Origin of the sequence: Nocardia sp. NPDC004860, assembly GCF_040609015.1 — a bacterium.
Classification (GTDB): Bacteria; Actinomycetota; Actinomycetes; order Mycobacteriales; family Mycobacteriaceae; genus Nocardia.
The window spans coordinates 64284-81518 of the sequence record NZ_JBEXJI010000022.1; the positions used below are offsets into that span (position 1 = coordinate 64284).

The 17235-nt window shown below is 67.3% G+C and carries 20 protein-coding genes; 10 read left to right on the forward strand and 10 right to left on the reverse strand.

Features of this window, described 5'->3' with window-relative positions; all coding sequences use genetic code 11:
• The first annotated feature begins 149 nt into the window (after positions 1-149).
• The 7 genes from ABZV44_RS31475 to ABZV44_RS31505 are packed head-to-tail and all read left to right on the forward strand — an operon-like array spanning position 150 to position 6498.
• A complete protein-coding gene (locus ABZV44_RS31475; RefSeq protein ID WP_354844476.1) occupies positions 150-605 on the forward strand; it encodes a hydrogenase maturation protease in 456 nt (151 codons plus the stop codon).
• A gap of 3 nt (positions 606-608) precedes the next feature.
• A complete protein-coding gene (locus tag ABZV44_RS31480) occupies positions 609-851 on the forward strand; it encodes a HypC/HybG/HupF family hydrogenase formation chaperone (protein ID WP_354844185.1) in 243 nt (80 codons plus the stop codon).
• On the forward strand, positions 848-3172 hold the full coding sequence (hypF, locus tag ABZV44_RS31485) for a carbamoyltransferase HypF (RefSeq protein WP_354844188.1): 2325 nt from the start codon (positions 848-850) through the stop codon (positions 3170-3172). The genes ABZV44_RS31480 and hypF overlap by 4 nt, the downstream gene beginning before the upstream one ends.
• 16 nt (positions 3173-3188) lie before the next feature.
• Positions 3189-3530, forward strand: coding sequence for a HypC/HybG/HupF family hydrogenase formation chaperone (locus tag ABZV44_RS31490; protein WP_354844191.1), 342 nt, complete (start codon positions 3189-3191; stop codon positions 3528-3530).
• Positions 3527-4639 carry a hydrogenase formation protein HypD gene (gene hypD, locus ABZV44_RS31495; protein ID WP_354844194.1) on the forward strand — a complete coding sequence of 371 codons (1113 nt, stop codon included), beginning with the start codon at positions 3527-3529 and terminating at the stop codon, positions 4637-4639. Before ABZV44_RS31490 ends, hypD begins: the two co-directional genes overlap by 4 nt.
• The gene (hypE, locus tag ABZV44_RS31500; protein WP_354844197.1) at positions 4632-5702 is read left to right on the forward strand and encodes a hydrogenase expression/formation protein HypE; all 1071 of its coding nucleotides are present in this window, start codon (positions 4632-4634) and stop codon (positions 5700-5702) included. The genes hypD and hypE overlap by 8 nt, the downstream gene beginning before the upstream one ends.
• Before the next feature lie 19 nt (positions 5703-5721).
• Positions 5722-6498, forward strand: a complete 777-nt coding sequence (locus ABZV44_RS31505) for a DUF6390 family protein (RefSeq protein ID WP_354844200.1) — start codon at positions 5722-5724, stop codon at positions 6496-6498.
• A gap of 71 nt (positions 6499-6569) precedes the next feature.
• On the opposite strand, the gene ABZV44_RS31510 is transcribed toward ABZV44_RS31505, so the two are convergent.
• On the reverse strand, positions 6570-6995 hold the full coding sequence (locus ABZV44_RS31510; protein ID WP_354844202.1) for an SRPBCC family protein: 426 nt from the start codon (positions 6993-6995) through the stop codon (positions 6570-6572).
• 154 nt (positions 6996-7149) lie between these two features.
• On the opposite strand from ABZV44_RS31510, the gene ABZV44_RS31515 reads away from it, so the two are divergent.
• A complete protein-coding gene (locus ABZV44_RS31515) occupies positions 7150-7590 on the forward strand; it encodes an ester cyclase (RefSeq protein ID WP_354844205.1) in 441 nt (146 codons plus the stop codon).
• Between the two features lie 56 nt (positions 7591-7646).
• Here the strand turns inward: ABZV44_RS31515 and ABZV44_RS31520 are convergent, their stop codons facing one another.
• The 3 genes from ABZV44_RS31520 to ABZV44_RS31530 form a co-directional block, all read right to left on the reverse strand.
• Positions 7647-8018, reverse strand: a complete 372-nt coding sequence (locus tag ABZV44_RS31520) for a nuclear transport factor 2 family protein (RefSeq protein WP_354844208.1) — start codon at positions 8016-8018, stop codon at positions 7647-7649.
• 530 nt (positions 8019-8548) lie between these two features.
• Positions 8549-9442: an aminoglycoside phosphotransferase family protein gene (locus tag ABZV44_RS31525; protein WP_354844211.1), complete on the reverse strand. Its 894-nt coding sequence runs from the start codon at positions 9440-9442 to the stop codon at positions 8549-8551.
• Positions 9439-10776: a helix-turn-helix transcriptional regulator gene (locus ABZV44_RS31530; protein WP_354844214.1), complete on the reverse strand. Its 1338-nt coding sequence runs from the start codon at positions 10774-10776 to the stop codon at positions 9439-9441. The genes ABZV44_RS31525 and ABZV44_RS31530 overlap by 4 nt, the downstream gene beginning before the upstream one ends.
• A gap of 186 nt (positions 10777-10962) precedes the next feature.
• On the opposite strand from ABZV44_RS31530, the gene ABZV44_RS31535 reads away from it, so the two are divergent.
• Positions 10963-11439, forward strand: coding sequence for a hypothetical protein (locus tag ABZV44_RS31535; RefSeq protein WP_354844217.1), 477 nt, complete (start codon positions 10963-10965; stop codon positions 11437-11439).
• A 278-nt stretch (positions 11440-11717) separates the two neighbouring features.
• Here the strand turns inward: ABZV44_RS31535 and ABZV44_RS31540 are convergent, their stop codons facing one another.
• Positions 11718-12260 (reverse strand): hypothetical protein, encoded by a 543-nt coding sequence (locus ABZV44_RS31540; protein WP_354844220.1) that lies wholly within the window; start codon positions 12258-12260, stop codon positions 11718-11720.
• Positions 12261-12548: 288 nt separating this feature from the next.
• Between ABZV44_RS31540 and ABZV44_RS31545 the strand changes: the two genes are divergently transcribed.
• Complete coding sequence (locus ABZV44_RS31545; protein ID WP_354844222.1) at positions 12549-13322, forward strand: SDR family oxidoreductase; 774 nt, start codon at positions 12549-12551, stop codon at positions 13320-13322.
• Positions 13323-13398: 76 nt separating this feature from the next.
• Here the strand turns inward: ABZV44_RS31545 and ABZV44_RS31550 are convergent, their stop codons facing one another.
• Genes ABZV44_RS31550 through ABZV44_RS31570 form a run of 5 tightly spaced genes read right to left on the reverse strand, consistent with a single transcriptional unit; the run spans position 13399 to position 17185 of the window.
• Entirely contained in the window at positions 13399-13875 is a 477-nt protein-coding gene (locus tag ABZV44_RS31550; RefSeq protein ID WP_354844225.1) for a hydrogenase maturation protease, read from the reverse strand.
• On the reverse strand, positions 13872-15164 hold the full coding sequence (locus ABZV44_RS31555; protein WP_354844228.1) for a nickel-dependent hydrogenase large subunit: 1293 nt from the start codon (positions 15162-15164) through the stop codon (positions 13872-13874). The genes ABZV44_RS31550 and ABZV44_RS31555 overlap by 4 nt, the downstream gene beginning before the upstream one ends.
• Complete coding sequence (locus ABZV44_RS31560) at positions 15151-15921, reverse strand: oxidoreductase (protein ID WP_354844231.1); 771 nt, start codon at positions 15919-15921, stop codon at positions 15151-15153. Before ABZV44_RS31560 ends, ABZV44_RS31555 begins: the two co-directional genes overlap by 14 nt.
• Positions 15921-16769: an FAD/NAD(P)-binding protein gene (locus ABZV44_RS31565; protein ID WP_354844234.1), complete on the reverse strand. Its 849-nt coding sequence runs from the start codon at positions 16767-16769 to the stop codon at positions 15921-15923. The genes ABZV44_RS31560 and ABZV44_RS31565 overlap by 1 nt, the downstream gene beginning before the upstream one ends.
• Complete coding sequence (locus tag ABZV44_RS31570; protein WP_354844236.1) at positions 16766-17185, reverse strand: cyclic nucleotide-binding domain-containing protein; 420 nt, start codon at positions 17183-17185, stop codon at positions 16766-16768. The genes ABZV44_RS31565 and ABZV44_RS31570 overlap by 4 nt, the downstream gene beginning before the upstream one ends.
• Positions 17186-17235: the final 50 nt, after the last annotated feature.

Consider the following 17235-nt stretch of genomic DNA (forward strand, 5'->3'; position numbering starts at 1 on the left):
CGGAGATGGCAACGGTAGGAGTGGTCGCGATAGTGATCGTCGCCCTGGCCGCGTTGTTCGCGGTCGCTGTGGGCCTTGTGTCCATCCCCGATATCCGCAGGTACTTCCGGATACGGCACATGTGAGCGGGTGATCGCACGACACGGGTACTGGTCGCCGGGATCGGCAATATGTTCCTCGGCGACGACGGATTCGGATCCGAGGTGGTCCGGCGGCTGCCGCCGGACCGCGACCCCGGCGTGCGCGTCACCGACTACGGCATCCGGGGCCTGCACCTGGCCTACGACCTGCTCGACGGATGGGACGCGCTGGTGCTGGTGGACGCGATCCCCGATCGCGGCGAACCGGGACGCGTGGAGGTCTTCCGTGCCGAATCCGGCGGCGGCGCTGCCGGATTCGACGGGCACGCCATGCACCCGGAGGCCGTGTTCGAGACCGTGCGCGCACTCGGTGGCGCGGTGCCGCCGACGGTCGTGGTGGGCTGCCAGGTGTGCTCGGTCGACGAGCGTATGGGACTGACCGACGTGGTCGCCGCCGCCGTGCCCGCCGCGGTCGCCGCGATCGGCGGCGTGCTGGCCGAACTACTCGCCCGGCAGGAGGTGTGAGCCGTGTGCCTCGGAATTCCCGGCCTGGTCGTGGAGATTCTCGACGGCTATCACGACCAGATCGCGCTCGTCGACGTTTCCGGTGAGCAGCGGAAGGTGAATGTCGGCCTGCTGGACCAGGATCCGGTCCGGCCCGGTGACTGGGTGATCATTCACATGGGCCTGGCGGTGGAGAAGACCGACGCGGCCGGCGCGGCCGCGGCCCTGGACGGGCTGCGGCTGCTGCGCCAGGGAGACGCGCCATGAGCGCCGCGCGCGGCCGCCGCCGCGTGGTGGTGGGCGGCGTGGTTCAGGGCGTCGGCTTCCGGCCGTTCGTGTACACCACCGCCGCTGAACTGTCGCTGGCCGGCTCGGTGTCCAACGACAGCTGCGGCGTGATCATCGAAATCGAGGGCGCGACAGCGGATCTGGCGGAGTTCGTGCGGCGGATGCGGTCGGATGCGCCGCCGCTGGCGGTCGTCGAATCCGTCGAGTGCCGCGAGATTCCGGTGCGCGGCGGCACCGGCTTCCATATCGCCGCGACCAGCCGGGACGGGACCGGGCGCACACTGGCCTCACCCGATGTGGCGATCTGCGCCGAGTGTGTCGCCGATCTGTGCGATCCGGGCAACCGGCGCTACCGGCACCCCTTCGTGAACTGCACCAACTGTGGTCCCCGCTTCACCATCATCGCGAGCCTGCCCTACGACCGCGATCGCACCAGCATGGCCGGCTTCCCGATGTGCGCGCGGTGCGCCGGCGAGTACGCCGATCCCGCCGACCGGCGCTTCCACGCGCAGCCCATCGCCTGCCCCGACTGTGGTCCCCGGTTGTCCTACACCGGCCCGGGCGCCGGTGATCCGGTCGCCGCCGCGCGAGAGTTGTTGCGCGACGGCCGAATTCTCGCCGTCAAGGGCATCGGCGGGTACCACCTGGCCTGCGATGCCGGCAACGAGACGGCAGTCGCCGAGCTGCGCCGCCGGAAACGCCGCGGGGACAAGCCGTTCGCCGTCATGACGGCGGATCTGGATACGGCACGGCGTATCACCGAGATCGACGAGACGGCCGCCCGACTGCTGACCGGGCCCGCCCGGCCCATCGTGCTGCTGCCACGCGCCGCCCGCGCCGCTGGTACCGAAACCGGCGGGCGCGCCCCGGAACTCGCCATCGCGCCGTCGGTCGCCCCGCGCAACCCCGATCTCGGTGTGATGCTCGCCTACACGCCGCTGCATCTGCTGCTCTTCGGCCTGCCCGGCGACCCGCCCGGCCCCCGGGTGCTGGTGATGACCTCGGCGAACCTCGGTGGCGAACCCATCTGTTACGACGACGCCGATGCCCGGACCCGGCTGGCGGGTCTGGCGGACGCCTGGCTCGCGCACGACCGTCCCATCCTGGTGCCCTGTGACGATTCGGTACTGCGGGTGGTCGACGGCATGGAACTGCCGTTGCGTCGTTCGCGCGGCTTCGCCCCGCTGCCCCTGGCCCTGCCGCTGCCGGTCCAGCCCACGCTCGCGGTGGGTGCGGATCTCAAGAACACCTGTGCCGTCGGCGACGGGCGCTATGCCTGGCTCAGCCAGCACATCGGCGATATGGACGATCTGGCGACGCTGCGCGCCTTCACCGACGCCGAACGCCATCTCGAGGAGTTGACCGGCGTGCGACCGGTCGTCCTGGCCGCCGACGCCCACCCGCGCTACCGCTCGACCGCGTGGGCCCGGGAACAGGCGGGCGAGCGGCCAGTACGCACCGTGCAGCACCATCACGCGCACATCGCGGCGGTCATGGGTGAACACGGACTCGATCCGGCCGCCGCCGTCCTCGGAATCGCCTTCGACGGCACCGGATTCGGGCCCGACGGCGCGATCTGGGGCGGTGAGGTGCTGGCGGCCGGATACAAGGGCTACCGTCGGCTGGCACACCTGCGCTACGTACCGCTGGCCGGCGGCGACGTGAGCGTGCGCCGCCCCTACCGCATGGCGCTGGCGCACCTGCGCGCCGCCGGAATCGAATGGACCGAGGATCTTCCCGCGGTGGCCGCGTGCCCGCCCGCCGAGCGCGCCGTGCTCGCCCACCAGCTGGACACCGGATTGGGCAGCGCGCCGACCTCGAGCATGGGCCGGCTGTTCGACGCCGTCGCGGCACTGGCCGGGGTCCGGTTCGAGGTCGACTACGAAGCGCAGGCCGCGATCGAACTGGAATGGCATGCGCGCGGGGTGGACCCGGGGTCGGATCGCTACCGGTTCGCGAGGCCGGATCGGGCCGGAGACGGGGACGGTCCGTCGGTGTTCGACGCCGCCCCGGTGATCGGCGCCGTGATCGGCGACGTGCGGGCGGGCGTCCCGGTCGGGATCATCGCGGCGCGTTTCCACGACGCGGTCGCGCGGCTGGTCCTGGGCCTCGCGGCCGACTACGCCACCCCAGCCACCCCGGTCGTGCTGACCGGCGGCGTGTTCCAGAACGCGCTGCTGCTGTCGGCCGCGCGTGGACTGCTGGTGGACAACGGTTTTCGAGTCTTGACCGCTCATCGGTTGCCGCCCAACGACGGCGGCCTGGCATTCGGGCAACTACTCGCCGCCGAGGCGGGTTGAGCGAAGGGAGCAGCAAATGTGCCTGGCAGTCCCGGGAAGGGTTCTCAGCCTGCAGGAACGCAATGGCACCTTGATGTCGATCGTGGATTTCGGCGGTGTGCAGAAGGATGTGTGCCTGCAATACATCCCCGACGCCGCGGTCGGCGACTACGTCGTGGTCCACGTCGGTTTCGCCATTCAGCGCCTCGACGAGGAATCCGCCCTGCGGACACTCGCCGAGTTCGAGCATCTGGGTGTTCTGAAGGAGGAGTTCGGGAACGGATTCGAGATCGCGGCCGCGCAGGCGGGCCTGGCGAATCCCGAAGCAGTGCAGGAGTCGACAGGGCAGGAGTCGGATGAACCGGAGGTGGGGTCGTGAAGTACCTCGATGAATTCAGCAACCCGCAGCTCGCCGGGGTTCTCCTCGAGCGGATCCGGGAAAGCGCAACGCGCCGCTGGGCGATCATGGAAGTGTGTGGCGGGCAGACGCATTCGATCATCCGCCACGGCATCGATCAACTGCTGCCCGAGACGATCGAAATGATCCACGGACCCGGCTGCCCGGTGTGTGTGACCCCGCTCGGCATGATCGACAAGGCCCTCGACATCGCCGCGCAGCCCGGCGTGATCTTCTGCTCCTTCGGCGACATGCTGCGGGTACCGGGCAGCTCCAAGGATCTGTTCCGGGTCAAGAGCGAAGGCGGGGACGTCCGGGTGGTGTACTCGCCGCTCGATGCGCTCGAGCTCGCGCAGGCCAACCCCGATCGGCAGGTGGTGTTCTTCGGCATCGGCTTCGAGACCACCGCGCCCGCCAATGCGATGACCGTCTATCAGGCGAAACGGCTCGGCATACGGAACTTCTCGCTGCTCGTCTCGCACGTGCTGGTGCCGCCCGCCATCGCCGCGATCATGGAATCACCGTCGTGCCGGGTGCAGGCGTTCCTGGCCGCCGGACATGTCTGCACGGTGATGGGTACCCGTGAATACCCGCCGCTCACCGACAAGTACCGGGTGCCGATCGTGGTCACCGGGTTCGAGCCGCTCGACATCCTCGAAGGCATCCGGCGCACCGTCATTCAGCTCGAATCCGGACGCCACGAGGTGGAGAACGCCTACCCGCGAGCCGTCGCCGAAGCGGGCAACCCGGTCGCGAAGGCGATGCTCGAAGACGTCTTCGAGGTCACCGATCGCGCCTGGCGCGGGATCGGCGTCATACCGCGCAGCGGATGGCGGCTCTCGGAGCGGTATAGCGAGTTCGACGCCGAACAGCGATTCGCCGTCGGCGACCTGCACACCGCCGAGTCCTCGATCTGCCGTTCCGGTGAAGTGCTGCAAGGGCTGATCAAGCCGCACGAGTGCGCCGCCTTCGGGAAGCAGTGCACGCCACGCAACCCCCTCGGAGCCACGATGGTCTCCTCCGAGGGCGCGTGCGCCGCCTACTACCTGTACCGGCGCCTGGACCTGCCCGCGGAGGTGGCACATGCGTGAGGAGATCTCGGCGCCCGTCGACCTGGCGAACTGGGTGTGCCCCATGCCATTACGGGATTCACCCACCATCGTCATGGGGCACGGTGGCGGCGGCGCGATGTCGGGGGAACTGGTCGAGCATCTGTTCCTGCCCGCCTTCGGCGCGGCCGCCGAGGCCGGGATGGGGGACTCGGCGGTGCTCACCGTCGGGGAGTCCAGGCTCGCCTTCAGCACCGACTCCTTCGTGGTCAAACCGATGGTGTTCCCGGGCGGATCGATCGGCGAGCTCGCGGTCAACGGCACGGTCAACGACCTGGCCATGGCCGGTGCGCGACCGCTGGCGCTGTCGACGGCGTTCATCCTCGAAGAGGGCACCGCGCTGGCCGAGATCGCGCAGATCGCCGGGGCGATGGGTACCGCCGCACTCGGCGCGGGCGTCACCCTGGTCACCGGTGACACCAAGGTGGTCGACGCCGGGCACGGCGACCGGGTGTACATCAACACCACGGGTATCGGCGTGATCGACGAGGGCGTGGACATCCGTCCCCAGCGCGCGAGTGTCGGGGACGTGGTGATAGTCAGCGGCGATATCGGCTTGCACGGCGTCGCGGTGCTGAGCTGTCGCGAGGGACTGGAGTTCGGCACCACGGTGTGCAGCGATACCGCACCGCTGCACGGCCTGGTGGCTGCCATGCTCGCCACCGGCGCCGACGTGCACGTGCTGCGCGACCCCACGCGCGGCGGTCTGGCCGCCTCGCTCAACGAGATCGCCCATACCGCGAAAGTCGGTGTGGCACTGGAGGAGAACAACATCCCCATCCCGGCCGAGATCCGCGACGCCTGTGGACTGCTCGGCCTCGACCCGATGTACGTCGCCAATGAGGGCAAGCTGGTCGCCTTCGTCGCGGCCGAGGACGCGGATCGGGTGCTGGCCGCCATGCACGCCCATCCGCTCGGGACGCGAGCCGCTGCGATCGGCGTCTGTGTGTCCGAGCATCCGGGCATGGTGGTGGCCAGGACCGCCCTCGGCGGTACCCGGGTGGTGGATCTGCCGGCCGGAGAACAGTTACCCAGAATCTGCTGAGGCGGAAGGGAATTCGCCCATGGACCCGGTCCACATCGACGGGACCGAGATGTTCGCGCGCTATGCCTACGCGCCGAACGCGCTCGGCTACTGCGGGCCGCCCGATTCCGCCGGGTTGCGTGACGGGTCGAGCGCGGCGGTGCGGGCGACGGCACCGCTGTTCTCCGGGGCGTGGCCGTATCTGTGCGTGATGTCCGCGCTCACCGGGATCGAGGATCCACTCGACGCCCGCCTTGTCGAATCCTATTGGCTCGGTGGCGGAATCGGCGCCGCGCTGGATCCGGCCGAGTTCGGCGCGGCCCTGCTCGCGCGCATCGGGCCGGTCGCCGGACAGTACTGGGCGCACCTGAGCGCCCGCCTGGCCGTCGAGGCCGCGCCCAACCATAGCTTCCACGTGCTCGGCGTGTATCCCTGGTCCCGGCTGCTCGATGCGGCGGGTGCAGGCCCGGCTCTGCGGATTCTCGACGACTGCCGGATCACCTGGGCGCGAGTGATCGATCGGAGCCACTCGCAGGTTCTGGTCCGGTCCCGCCGGTTGAGCTGGAATGGCTCGAGCCTGGGCCTGTCCAGGCCCGAGGACCGGACCCTGCCCGTCTGGCACGACGGGTACGCCGCCGTGCCCGACGTCGAGGTCGGCGACATCCTCGCGGTGCACTGGGATCACCTGTGCGGGCGGCTGTCACCCGCCCAGGCTGCCGCGCTCGCTACCACGACCGTGCGCCAGATCAGGGTGACCAACGATCGGCTGGCGTTCGACCGCTCCGCCGCGACGGTGGGTTCGAGGTCGGATGGCTGAATTCCCATCCGGACCTCGACCACGTCGGTTGCCGCCGAAATTCGATGAGTGCCAGCGCATCCGGGACCCGATCAGGACCGGCCTAGGCGCTCGGCCAGGATCGTGGCCCGGGCCAGCTGGACTTTGCGGGCCTGGCCGGAGGCGAAGGCCATCAGTCCGAGCGGGGTGCGTAGCCGGAGTTCGTCCTCGATGCGTGTGCCTTCCGGGCTGTCGGCGAACTCGAAGCGGTAGGCCATGTGAACGCCCCCGGGGCTCTTGACCTCACCCCAGACCGCCTTGCCGGGCGTCCCCTCGAGCGACACCCGGATGCGGTTGTCGTATTTCAGCCCGAGGAGCCGGAACCGTTCGACGGCAACGTACGAGCCTTCCTGGACATCCTCGACCGCCACGACGAGTGGCGACAGGCCGATGTAGTTCTCGGGCCGGACCAGATGCTCGTAGGCCACTTCCATCGGAGCAGGGACGGTGAACGTGTTACGGAGAATCTTTTCCGGCATTCCCGAACTCTAGCGGCCACGCTGGTATCGGCTCGGCGGACGAGTGACCCTTCACCTGAATGTGTGATGCCTTGGGCGGCGCGAATCGGGCACGCTGTCGGTTCGGTCGCTGGTATGGCCCTGATCAGATGATGCCGTGACGAGGAGCGTCTCCATGACCAAGAGCGACGAATCGACGATGACGGTGGAACAGGCGCGGAAGATCTCTGCGCCACTGTATGCCGCGTTGAACAAGCCTGCCGAGAAGGACGTCGCAGCACTGCTGGCCGAGGCATGCAACGACGACTACCGGTCGTTCCACACCAACCAGGATTTCCTGACGCGTGACCAGCTGGGTGAGGTGTTCACGCGGATGGGGGAGACCGTCCCGGATCTGGCGTGGAAGGTCGTCGACATCCATGTGGTCGACGACATGATGATCGTGCGCGGCGAGGCGACGGGGACGCCCGTGGCCGAGTTCTGGGGCGCTGCGCCCACCGGTAAGTCCTTCCGCACCATGGCCATCGACGTGTTCACCGTCCGCGACGGAAAACTCGCCACGGGCTATCACGTCGAGAACTGGGTGACCGCGCTGGAACAACTGCAAGCCTCGTAGCACGTCCTCGGCGGGCAACGGGCACGATCCTGGTGTTCCGGAAACCGGAGTAGCACTCAGGCCGGCGGGTGAATTTCGGTGACGATGGTGTACAGCTCGATGATGGTGCCGTCCTGGGTGCGAGCGATGTCCATGCCGACGACCACCGGGGACTGCCCCGCGGGACCGTAGTGGAATCCGAGGTGGCCGATGTCGTCGAGTTCGGACGCTGGGCCCGCCGGGCGGAAGACCCAGTCCGGGTTCTCGGCGCGCAGCTCCTCGGCGCGGCGTTCGAGTTCCTTGCGCCCGTGCATGATTTGTTCCGCCTCGTGCCAGATCACGTCCGCGGCATAGGTTTCGGCGATGGCCGCGGCGCGGCGTGCCGGATCGGGCTCGTTGAAGACATCGAGGAGGTTGCGGCGCATGAGGTCGGCGGGGGAGAGCGTCACGGCAGGTCCTCTCATACGTGGTGGACGTAGCGATTCGCGATCGAGTGTGCCCGTACGGCCCAATCCTGGGCCGCGGGTGCGAGCTCGGCCAGGGAAGTCTCACCACCCGGTGCGGCGGTGCCGACCGGGAGCTGTTGGCCTGACGCTCGCCGCACGTCGAAGGTCTGGTAGATCATTTTCCCGGCGCTGTTCGAGCCGGATGTAGCAGTCGGCGCTGACCCCGGTGAGTCCGGCGGCCTCTTCCGCGCGGAAACTGGCCCAGTTCGTTGCCGGTCATCATCACAGCCTACGTACCGGACCGATCGGATCGGTCGCGACACCACGCCGTGGTTTCGGATCAAGGTCAAGGAAATCGCCGAGAATTATCCAATAAGGGATTACCAACCGACCGAATCGTCACTGCCACAAAGGAAATCGCCGCTCGTATGGCGTGGCGCCATCGACATTGAACACAGCAATCACGAAAACGAGCCAGCACAATATGGGGGCGGCGGGGTTGTTCGTAAGCCCGCAGCGCGGCGCACCGGGACTCAGAGCGCTCGCCAGGTCCAGGGCTTCGGCACCAGTCCACGGAGGCACGCGATGCGGTGCTCGGCTTCTATCGCGGCTGCTTGCCTCGTATCCGATCGGCCGAGCGCAAAACCGACCCATCGGAGCTCCTGGATATCGGCAAGTACCCGATAGCCCGGCCATAGGGTCACGTCGTAGCCGCCGTAGGCGTCGACAAAGCTCTGATACTGGCCGGCGGTGATCCGTCGGAAGTCGGTGTGGTCGACCGCCAGTTGAACGAGATCCCATTCGCGCCAGCCCAGGGACACCTTGTCGAGATCGAGCACAGTGGGATCACCGGAGTGCGGGACCACGAGATTTCCTTGCCAGGCGTCGCCGTGTATGACACAAGGCGGCGACGGATCGTCCAGTTCGTCGTACTGCTGGCGCAGCCGCGCATACTGCTCCAAAAGCCACGAGCGGTCGGCTTCCTCGATCGTGGTTGCGGACTCGATGCGTTCCGGCAGTCGATCGAATGGCGCGTAGCTCGGCAGCTGGAACTCGGTCGGGGGCGTCAACGCGTGCAACTGGCGGAGCATCGTGCCCAGCTCTTCAGGTGTGGACGGCCTGTGGTCGGGGATCAGTGTCCACCAGGTTACGGGCCGTTCGTCCACCACCGTGGGCTGTGGAATCGAGTTCACCGCTCGCACTGTCGTGATGCCATTTCGGTTGAGCCACTGGGAGATAGACAGTTCTCGTTGTGCCGCCCTGTAGCTGTGCGGCTCGCCGATCCGTGCCACGATCCCGTTGGGCAACTCGAAGATCGCATGCGAGCCATCGCGGATTGTCACCGGGCCGTGGGCATCGACGTTGCCGAGTTTCGCCGCCCGGGACAGCACCTCGGCGGCGGTGATCTGCGGTCCAGGCTGGTTCACGAGGACACCTCGAACGCCTCGCGCTCGTCGGTGAGCACGCCGTACAGCCTATACACCTCGGGGATGCCAAGGTGCTTGATCGACGCACGAGTCAGCACTTGCAATTCGTCGCGAATACGTTGGGAATGAAGCTCTTTCGCTTTTCGCGCGGCTTGTAATCCGAGCTCGGCTGCTTCCTGGGGGTCGCCTATCCGCATGGTCAGCGTGGCCAGTCGCGTCAGCGAGAAAGTTCGTGACCGAGGATAGCTCTGGCCTTGTCGCCGGATGGCTTGGCCAATCCGTGGTGCGGCCAAATCCATGTGATTTCGGGCCAACGCGACCGGTATGAGGGCCTTGCCGGTGCTGCCCAAGTGCTCGGCTTCGTCGTAGTAGCACATCCACGGCGCATCTTCGCCGGGCACGCTGTCGGCGAAGTAATCGTCTGAGCGCGCGACCTCGTTCAACGTCTCGTCGGTGCGACCGAGGGCGGCGAGGAACTGTGCGCGTAGCGCGCTGAGCATGGCGCGGGTGGTGGCAGAAAGCCGGTCGGACCGAACTTGGGCGAGTTCGATCAATGACAGAGCGTTGTCGGCGCCGCTGGTGTAAGCCGTCATTCGGGCCATGTCGGCGAGCGTGCTCGCGCGTAGTTCCCACGATCCGGCGGAGTCTGCGCACCAGAGGGCGAATCGGGAGTGTCGCTCTGCGGTGGTGAAGTCGGCGATATCGAAGGCGGCAAAGGCTGCGACGCCGCTCAGGTTGCCAACGGCCTCGAACAGTGCCCGGCGCGTTTCGGGTGCGGTCTTTCCTCGCACGAGCGGTGCGAACGAGTAAAGCTGTTGGCTGGCAGCGGTATTGGCCGATCCGCCGCCATGAAGGTTTTCCGTGGTTGCGGCGTGGCGGGCGGCTTCTTTGACTCGCTCGATATCGGACCATGCGACGCTTTCGGCGTACCGGGTATCAGGTGCGTAGCCGGCGGGCACGGACTCCAGGTTGAATGGGCTGAACACGTTGGCGGCGAGCGATTTGCCGGGTTCATCAGCGTTGGTGAGCGAGCTCGCGCCAGCACGCCGCCTCTCTCGTCGATCGCCGTCCGCCTGGGCGCGAAGGGTGACAAGCGCTCCGTTTGCCTCGAGGGCGTTGTCGATCGCGGCAACAAGCTCAGGCGAGGGAAGATTGGAATCTTCCCACTCGGTCATGGTGACGTACTGGCGCGAATAGCCGATCTTGGATGCCAGTACGCGCTGAGAGATGCCCGCCTCTTGTCGGAGGCGTTTGATTTCGCGCGCCAGATCGTCGGCAACCGATGGCGGTTGCCGATCGGGTTCGGTCGCCGGGTCACCCTCACCCCTGGTCATGGGTTCATTCTGGTCTACCGAGCAGGTATGGCAAGTCGGCTTTCGTAGCGACTCGCCATCTTTCTTGCCTGGCGAGTGCCGCGGTTTCCTCGTTGTGGACGACGCCGCGAATTGCGCGGCTCACACCCGGGCGACGAGGGAGCGCTGATGCACCGAGGTAGCAGGGTCTTCAGGTTCCCCGGGGGTGTGTTGGAACTTCAGGCCATCGGGGACGAGTCCGAGGACTGTCCGGGGTTCTACCTGGAATTTCTCGAGTTCAACGAGGGTGTCGGCGAGCACGAGCTATCGCTGGAAAGGTCAGACATGCGTTACAAGCCAACGTGTTTGGGCTACCTTCGGACTGACGTGTCCGGGGTGGCGCAGCTGTGGGACCAGAGCCAAATCCGCAAGCTCGCAACACGTCTGGGCTACGACTTCGCCGACATGATGATCTATGACCCGAAGTTCGGCCGTCCCCCGTTGGCTCGCCTGAAGGCGCAAGCGACCCGTTTGGATGCCGAAGCGGTCATTGTCCCTGGCCCTGAGCACTTCGAGGGCGGGGAGGTACCCGGGACGCTGGTCAAGCAACTCGACGTGATCACCGTGAACCCCGAAGAGACATACGCCCGACGACCAATGCCACCCCTTCGGGATCTCCCGTCTGCACGTACGGATGGGCCATAACGGGAACACCGGTCGATGCGCTGGACCGAGTCGTTCGCGGCGATCGTGGCCGCCTTCGTGACATCCGTCGTGGTCATGGCGGGATCGGTGCTCGCGGTCGCGCGGTTCGTATTCAACTTCACGCCAACCGAACTCGTCGCCGATGGGGATACATCCGTAGTCCGTGCCGTGGCTTGCCGAATCTCCCTCTGCAGGATCGAGAGCGGCGTGCATGCGCGCGCCGCTCGGGGTGCCCCGTCCTCGCTTCGCTTTCGTGCCCGTCGAGTCAGGGTGAAGCTTCAGATGCCGGAGGAACCGGGGAGGAGATCCACGCTGCCGGATTCGAGCGGATTCGAGCTGCCGGAACCGATGCCGCCTCCGCAGCCGGGCTGTGAGGGCGGTTGTGCGGGGGTGGATCCCAGTGGCGCGGCGACCACGGTCACCGGGGTGGAGGCGGTTTTGAAGGCCTGCTCCACGCTGAGGTTGTGCGTTCCGGCGGTAGTCGGCACCCAGAAGAGCGATGTGTAGTAGCCGATTCCCGCGTGGCCGAAGGTCGACGGCGACGGGGCGCTCGCAATGCACTGGCCGTTGTCGTAGAAATTCACGGTGGGTTTGGAGATCAGGTAGACGTTGGCCTCCGACACGATCTGGTAGGTGTGGCCCACGACGATCGACGATGCCGGCCCGCACGTGCTCGCGCTCGTGCCCGTGCACTCGTTGACCGTGATGGGTCCGAGGTCGGCGGAGGCGGAGGGAGCGGACAATGTGGCGATGGTCGCAGCCAGTGCCACAGTGGTTGTGCCCCAGGCTATTCGGTGCAGGGGGCGGTCGGTGATAGGCATGTGTGAAGTCCTCTTTCGTACCCTTGGTATGGGGTCGACAGAATCTAACGCTCATCTGTTGAAGACGTCGATCGTGAGAGACATGGCAATTGCTTTCGCTCGCAAGGGGCAATCGGTGGTCTGGACGACCCGGTAGCCGGATCACGGCTCGAGTATCCGGAGTCGGTTCCGGACGCTCCATCACCCGAATATGTGACCCTGCCGCAGGGCACTGATGCTGGTTCGAGAGTGGGCAGATCGAACGCAAGCTACGATTGACCAAGCAATTGCTTGGTAGAGGGAGAAGTAGTGAGCGATGACTTCCGGGGACGTGATGGCGCCGCGCTGGTCGCGGGTGGTACCGGTGGGATAGGTGCCGCGGTGGTCCGCGTGCTGGCGCACCGGGGCAGCGATATCGGACTCACCTATCGCGCGAATCGAGACGCGGCCGAGTTGCTGACGAAGGACGTCGAGCGGGTCGGACGCTCCTGCCGCGCCTGGGCGCTGGATCTCACCGATCCGAGTGCGGTCGCGGATGTCGTCGCGCAGTTCGAACAGCGATTCGGCAGTCTGCACACCGTGGTCTACGCCGCCGGGCCCCACGTCCCGATGGTTCATCTGAGCAGCGTGTCGCCGGAGCAGTACCGGGAGCAGTTGACTGCCGACGCCGCCGCGTTCTTCAACCTGATGCACGCCACCCTGCCGCTACTGCGCCGGTCGCAGGGCTCCGTCGTCGCGGTGACCACCGCCGCAACCCGACGCTATCCGGTCCGGGATGGCCTTTCCGCGGGCACCAAGGGGGCAGTGGAAGCCGTCGCGCGCGGCCTGGCGGCCGAAGAAGGTCGCTACGGCATCCGCGTCAACTGCGTCGGTCCGGGCATGCTGACCGACGGCATGGCCGAACGCCTCATCGATTCCGGAGATCTCGACCAAACCGCGCTCCAGGTCGCCCGCCGTAATATTCCATTGCGCCGCTTCGGGAATGCGGACGACATCGCGGAAGCAGTCGCATTCCTCGCATCGGACCGAGCGGACTTCATCTCCGGCCAAACACTGGACGTCGACGGCGGCTACACGGTCTGACCGACTTCGCCGACCGACCGCTGGTTCGCTGACTGTGACGACTATCGGCCCGATTGCAGCCGACCCGGCTGAGCGTTCATTCATCCGCCGGGATGCCGAGGCGGGCGAGTTCGGTCCGGACGGTAGCGATGACGTCGGGGAGTGCGGCGGCGACCGGGGTGGAGAGGCCGACACCGAGGTCGAGGCGGTGAGCTTCGACGGCGATGACGACGAGTTCGGCGGGGACGCGGCCGAGGGCGCGGCCCAGGGGGAGAGCGTCGGGGATGCCCATGGCGTGGGAGCTGGCGGCGTGGGTGAGGCCGCGCAGGGCATCGACGGTGGTGCGCCAGACCCGGCCGGGGGTGGAAGGTTCACAGAGGACGGCATCGACCACGATCGCCAGCTCCGCGTCGGCCCAGAGATCCAGCAGACGCGTCGGCTCGCCGTCGCTCAATGCCACGAGAACGCCGGGCAGGCCCAGCCTTTCGAGTTCCGTGGCCACGGCGGGGCCGATGCCGTCGTCGTGCCGGTACTCGTTGCCGACGCCGATGACGACGGCTCGCGGACCGCTCATCGGCGCACCACGTCGAGCTCGAGGAAGTGGGCCGAGCAGGAGATGCACGGATCGTAGTTGCGGATGGTGCGTTCGCACAGGGTGGTCAGCGCCGCATCGTCCAGGTCGAGGTGCTCGGACACCATGTGGCGAAGATCGTCCTCGATGGCAGCCTGGTTCTGGGAGGTCGGCGGAATGATGGTGGCCGTCCGGATGGAACCCGCGTCGTCGATTTCGTAACGGTGATAGAGCAATCCGCGCGGGGCCTCGCTGATGCCGTGGCCGACGCCCGGCTGTGGCGCGCAGGGCGCCGCGGGGTGCGCGGGCGGCTCGTAGTCGGCAATGAGGCGTAGCGCCTCATCGATGGCGTACACCACCTCGACAGCGCGAACCACGATGCTGCGGAACGGATTACGGCACTCCGTTCCGAGCCCGGCCGCAGCGGCGACCTCGCGGGCGAGTGGGGAGAGACGCCGGGAGTTGAGGCTGTATCGAGCCAGGGGACCGGTCAGATAACTTCGCCCGTCCAATCGCGCGTGGAGCGCGGTGGAATGCGGAACCTGTTCCTCGACGACGTGCTCGCCGAATTCACTTGCGGGGAAGTCGAGTCCGGTGCTGGTCGACACGGTGCCGTCCTCGATGGCGTAATGGTCCGACGCGGTGGCCGCGAGTAGATCGTGGTCGAGTTCTAGATCCGGGAAGTCGAATTGCGCCACCCGGCTGGCGGTTTCGATCGCGTAGTCCTGGGCCCGGCGCAGCTGTTCGGCGACCGGTGCCAGATCGGCGCGGCCGGGCACCGAGTAGAAACCGCCGACCCGGACATTGATCGGGTGGATGGCACGGCCACCGAGCAGTTCGAGCAGCGTATTGCCCGCCTTCTTGACGGCCAGCCCGTGCTCGACCAGTTCGCGATGGTCGGCGGCCAGGGCGATGGCGTCCGGGTAACCGAGGAAGTCGGGCAGGTGCAGCAGGTGAATGTGCAGGGTATGGCTCGAGATCCACTCGCCGCAGTAGAGCAGCCGGCGCAGCGCGGTCAGCGGCGGATCCAGTGTGACGCCGCATACCTGTTCGAGCGCGTTGCAGGCGCTGGTCTGATACGCCACCGGGCAGATGCCGCAGATCCGGGCGGTGATATCGGGTGGCTCGGTGTACGCCCGGCCGCGCAGGAAGGCCTCGAAGAAGCGCGGCGGTTCGTAGATATCGAGCTCTGCCCGCTCCACCCGGCCGTCCTCGACGACAACCCGCAGCGCGCCCTCGCCCTCCACGCGTGCCAGCGAGCTGACCCGCAATTGCCTACTACGATGGCTCATCCCGGTTCCTCTCGGCGAAGTCCGGCGCGGCGACCGCGACCGTGCTGAACACTCGGTCGATATCGACGGTATCCATGCCGTTGATCCGCAGGATCGGCAGCAGCGCACCGATATTGGGCCGTTCCATCGGGCCGAAGCAGCCGTAGCAGCCGCGATGGTAGGACGGGCACAGGGCGCCGCATCCCGCCTGGGTGACCGGGCCGAGACAGGGAATGCCGTCGGCGACCATCACACAGGTATTGCCGCGGCGCTTGCATTCGGAGCAGACGCTGGTGTTCGGCAGGTCGGGTTTGCGCCCGGCCAGCAGCGCGCACAGGGTCTCCAGCAGTTGGCGGCGGTCGATCGGGCAACCGCGCAGCTCGTAGTCCACCGGCACATGCGCTGCGATCGGCGTCGCGGTGTCCAGCGTCGAAATGTATTGCGGGCTGGCGTATACCACCGACGCGAATTCGGTGATGTCGGCGAAGTTGCGCAGCGCCTGGATGCCGCCGTGACTGGCGCAGGCGCCGATCGTCACGAGAATCCGTGACTGCGCGCGGATCTCGAGGATGCGGCGCTGCTCGTCGGGCGTGCTGACCGAACCCTCGACCAGCGACACGTCATAGGGCCCGGGCTCGACCGCGCTGCTCGCCTCGATGAAATGAGCGATGCGGACCCGGCCCGCCAGCGCGAGCAGTTCGTCCTCGCAATCGAGCAGGGTGAGCTGGCAGCCGTCGCAGGAGGTGAACTTCCAGACCGCGAGAGTGGGTGTCGTCATCAGAGCTCCCGTACCGAAAGCAGGGGTTCGGCCACCGCGTAGTCCACGACCGGGCCGTCGCGGCACAGCAGCAGCGGACCGAGCTGGCAATGGCCACAGCGGGCGACACCGCATTGCATATTGCGTTCCAGCGTGACCCGGATATCGGTGGGCGGGACGCCCTTGCGCAGCAGGGCGTTCGCGCAGAACCGCATCATCGGTTCGGGACCGCAGAGGAATGCCGTGGTGTTGCCCGGATCGACGACCAGCTTCGCGAGTGGTTCGGTGACGAAGCCGATCGGTCCCGTCCAGCCGGGACCCGGATGGTCGACGGTCTGATGCAGTTCGAGCATGCCGTCGCGGGCCCAGATCTGCTGGTCATCCCGGAAGAGGATGTCATCGGGTGTGCGAGCACCGGTGATCAGGACGATCCTGCGAAATTCGGTTCGCCGCGCCAGCGCCTCCAGCACCACCGGCCGCAGCGGCGCCAGCCCGACTCCGCCGCCGACGATCACCAGATCGCGCCCGGCGGCGGAGCCGAGATCCCAACCGGTCCCGAACGGTCCGCGCACTCCGATCGTCGCGCCGACCGGAGCGTCGTGCAGGGCCGCGCTCACCGCCCCGACCGAGCGGATGGTGTGCTCCAGGAAATCGACTGCGACACAGGGATTTCCACTGACCGAGATGGCGACCTCGCCCACGCCGAAGCGGTAGAGCATCATGAACTGCCCGGCCCGGAACCGTTGCGCGGCAGCGTCGATCGGGGCGAGCACCAGGGTCGCGGTATCGCTGGTCTGCAGGATGCGGCGTGCCACCCGATACGGGAGCATGGTGTCCGTGGACGCGCCGGCGCGGGCCTCGGCGATCATCGGCCCTCACCTGAGGTGCCCAGGCGTATCGGTGTGGCGGTACAGGTTTCGGTGGGATTGCGGTAGAGATCCAGCAACCGGGCGCGGGTGGCCTGCAATCGTTCCAGGAGCGCCTCGAACAGCAGCAGCGTCAGTGCATGGCCGAAACTCGGGTCGGCGTCGGCGAATTCGGTCAGCCGAGCCGAATCGAATTCGATCGCTCGCACGGGTTCGGCGGTGATCGCGCCGAAATGCCATCGGTACGGCGGAACCAGCCACGACCAGCCGAGCAGATCGCCCGGACCGAGCGTCTGCACCACGACATCGCCACGCCCCGGCACCGCTGCGTCCAGCACCACCCGTCCCTCGCGAATGAGCCAGCAGCGGTCGGCCCGTTGGCCTTCCACGATCAGGCGCTGCCCGGCCGGATAGTGCACCGCATGCCCGGCCCGGGCGAGCGTTTCCAGTTTCGCGCGGTCGAGTGCTG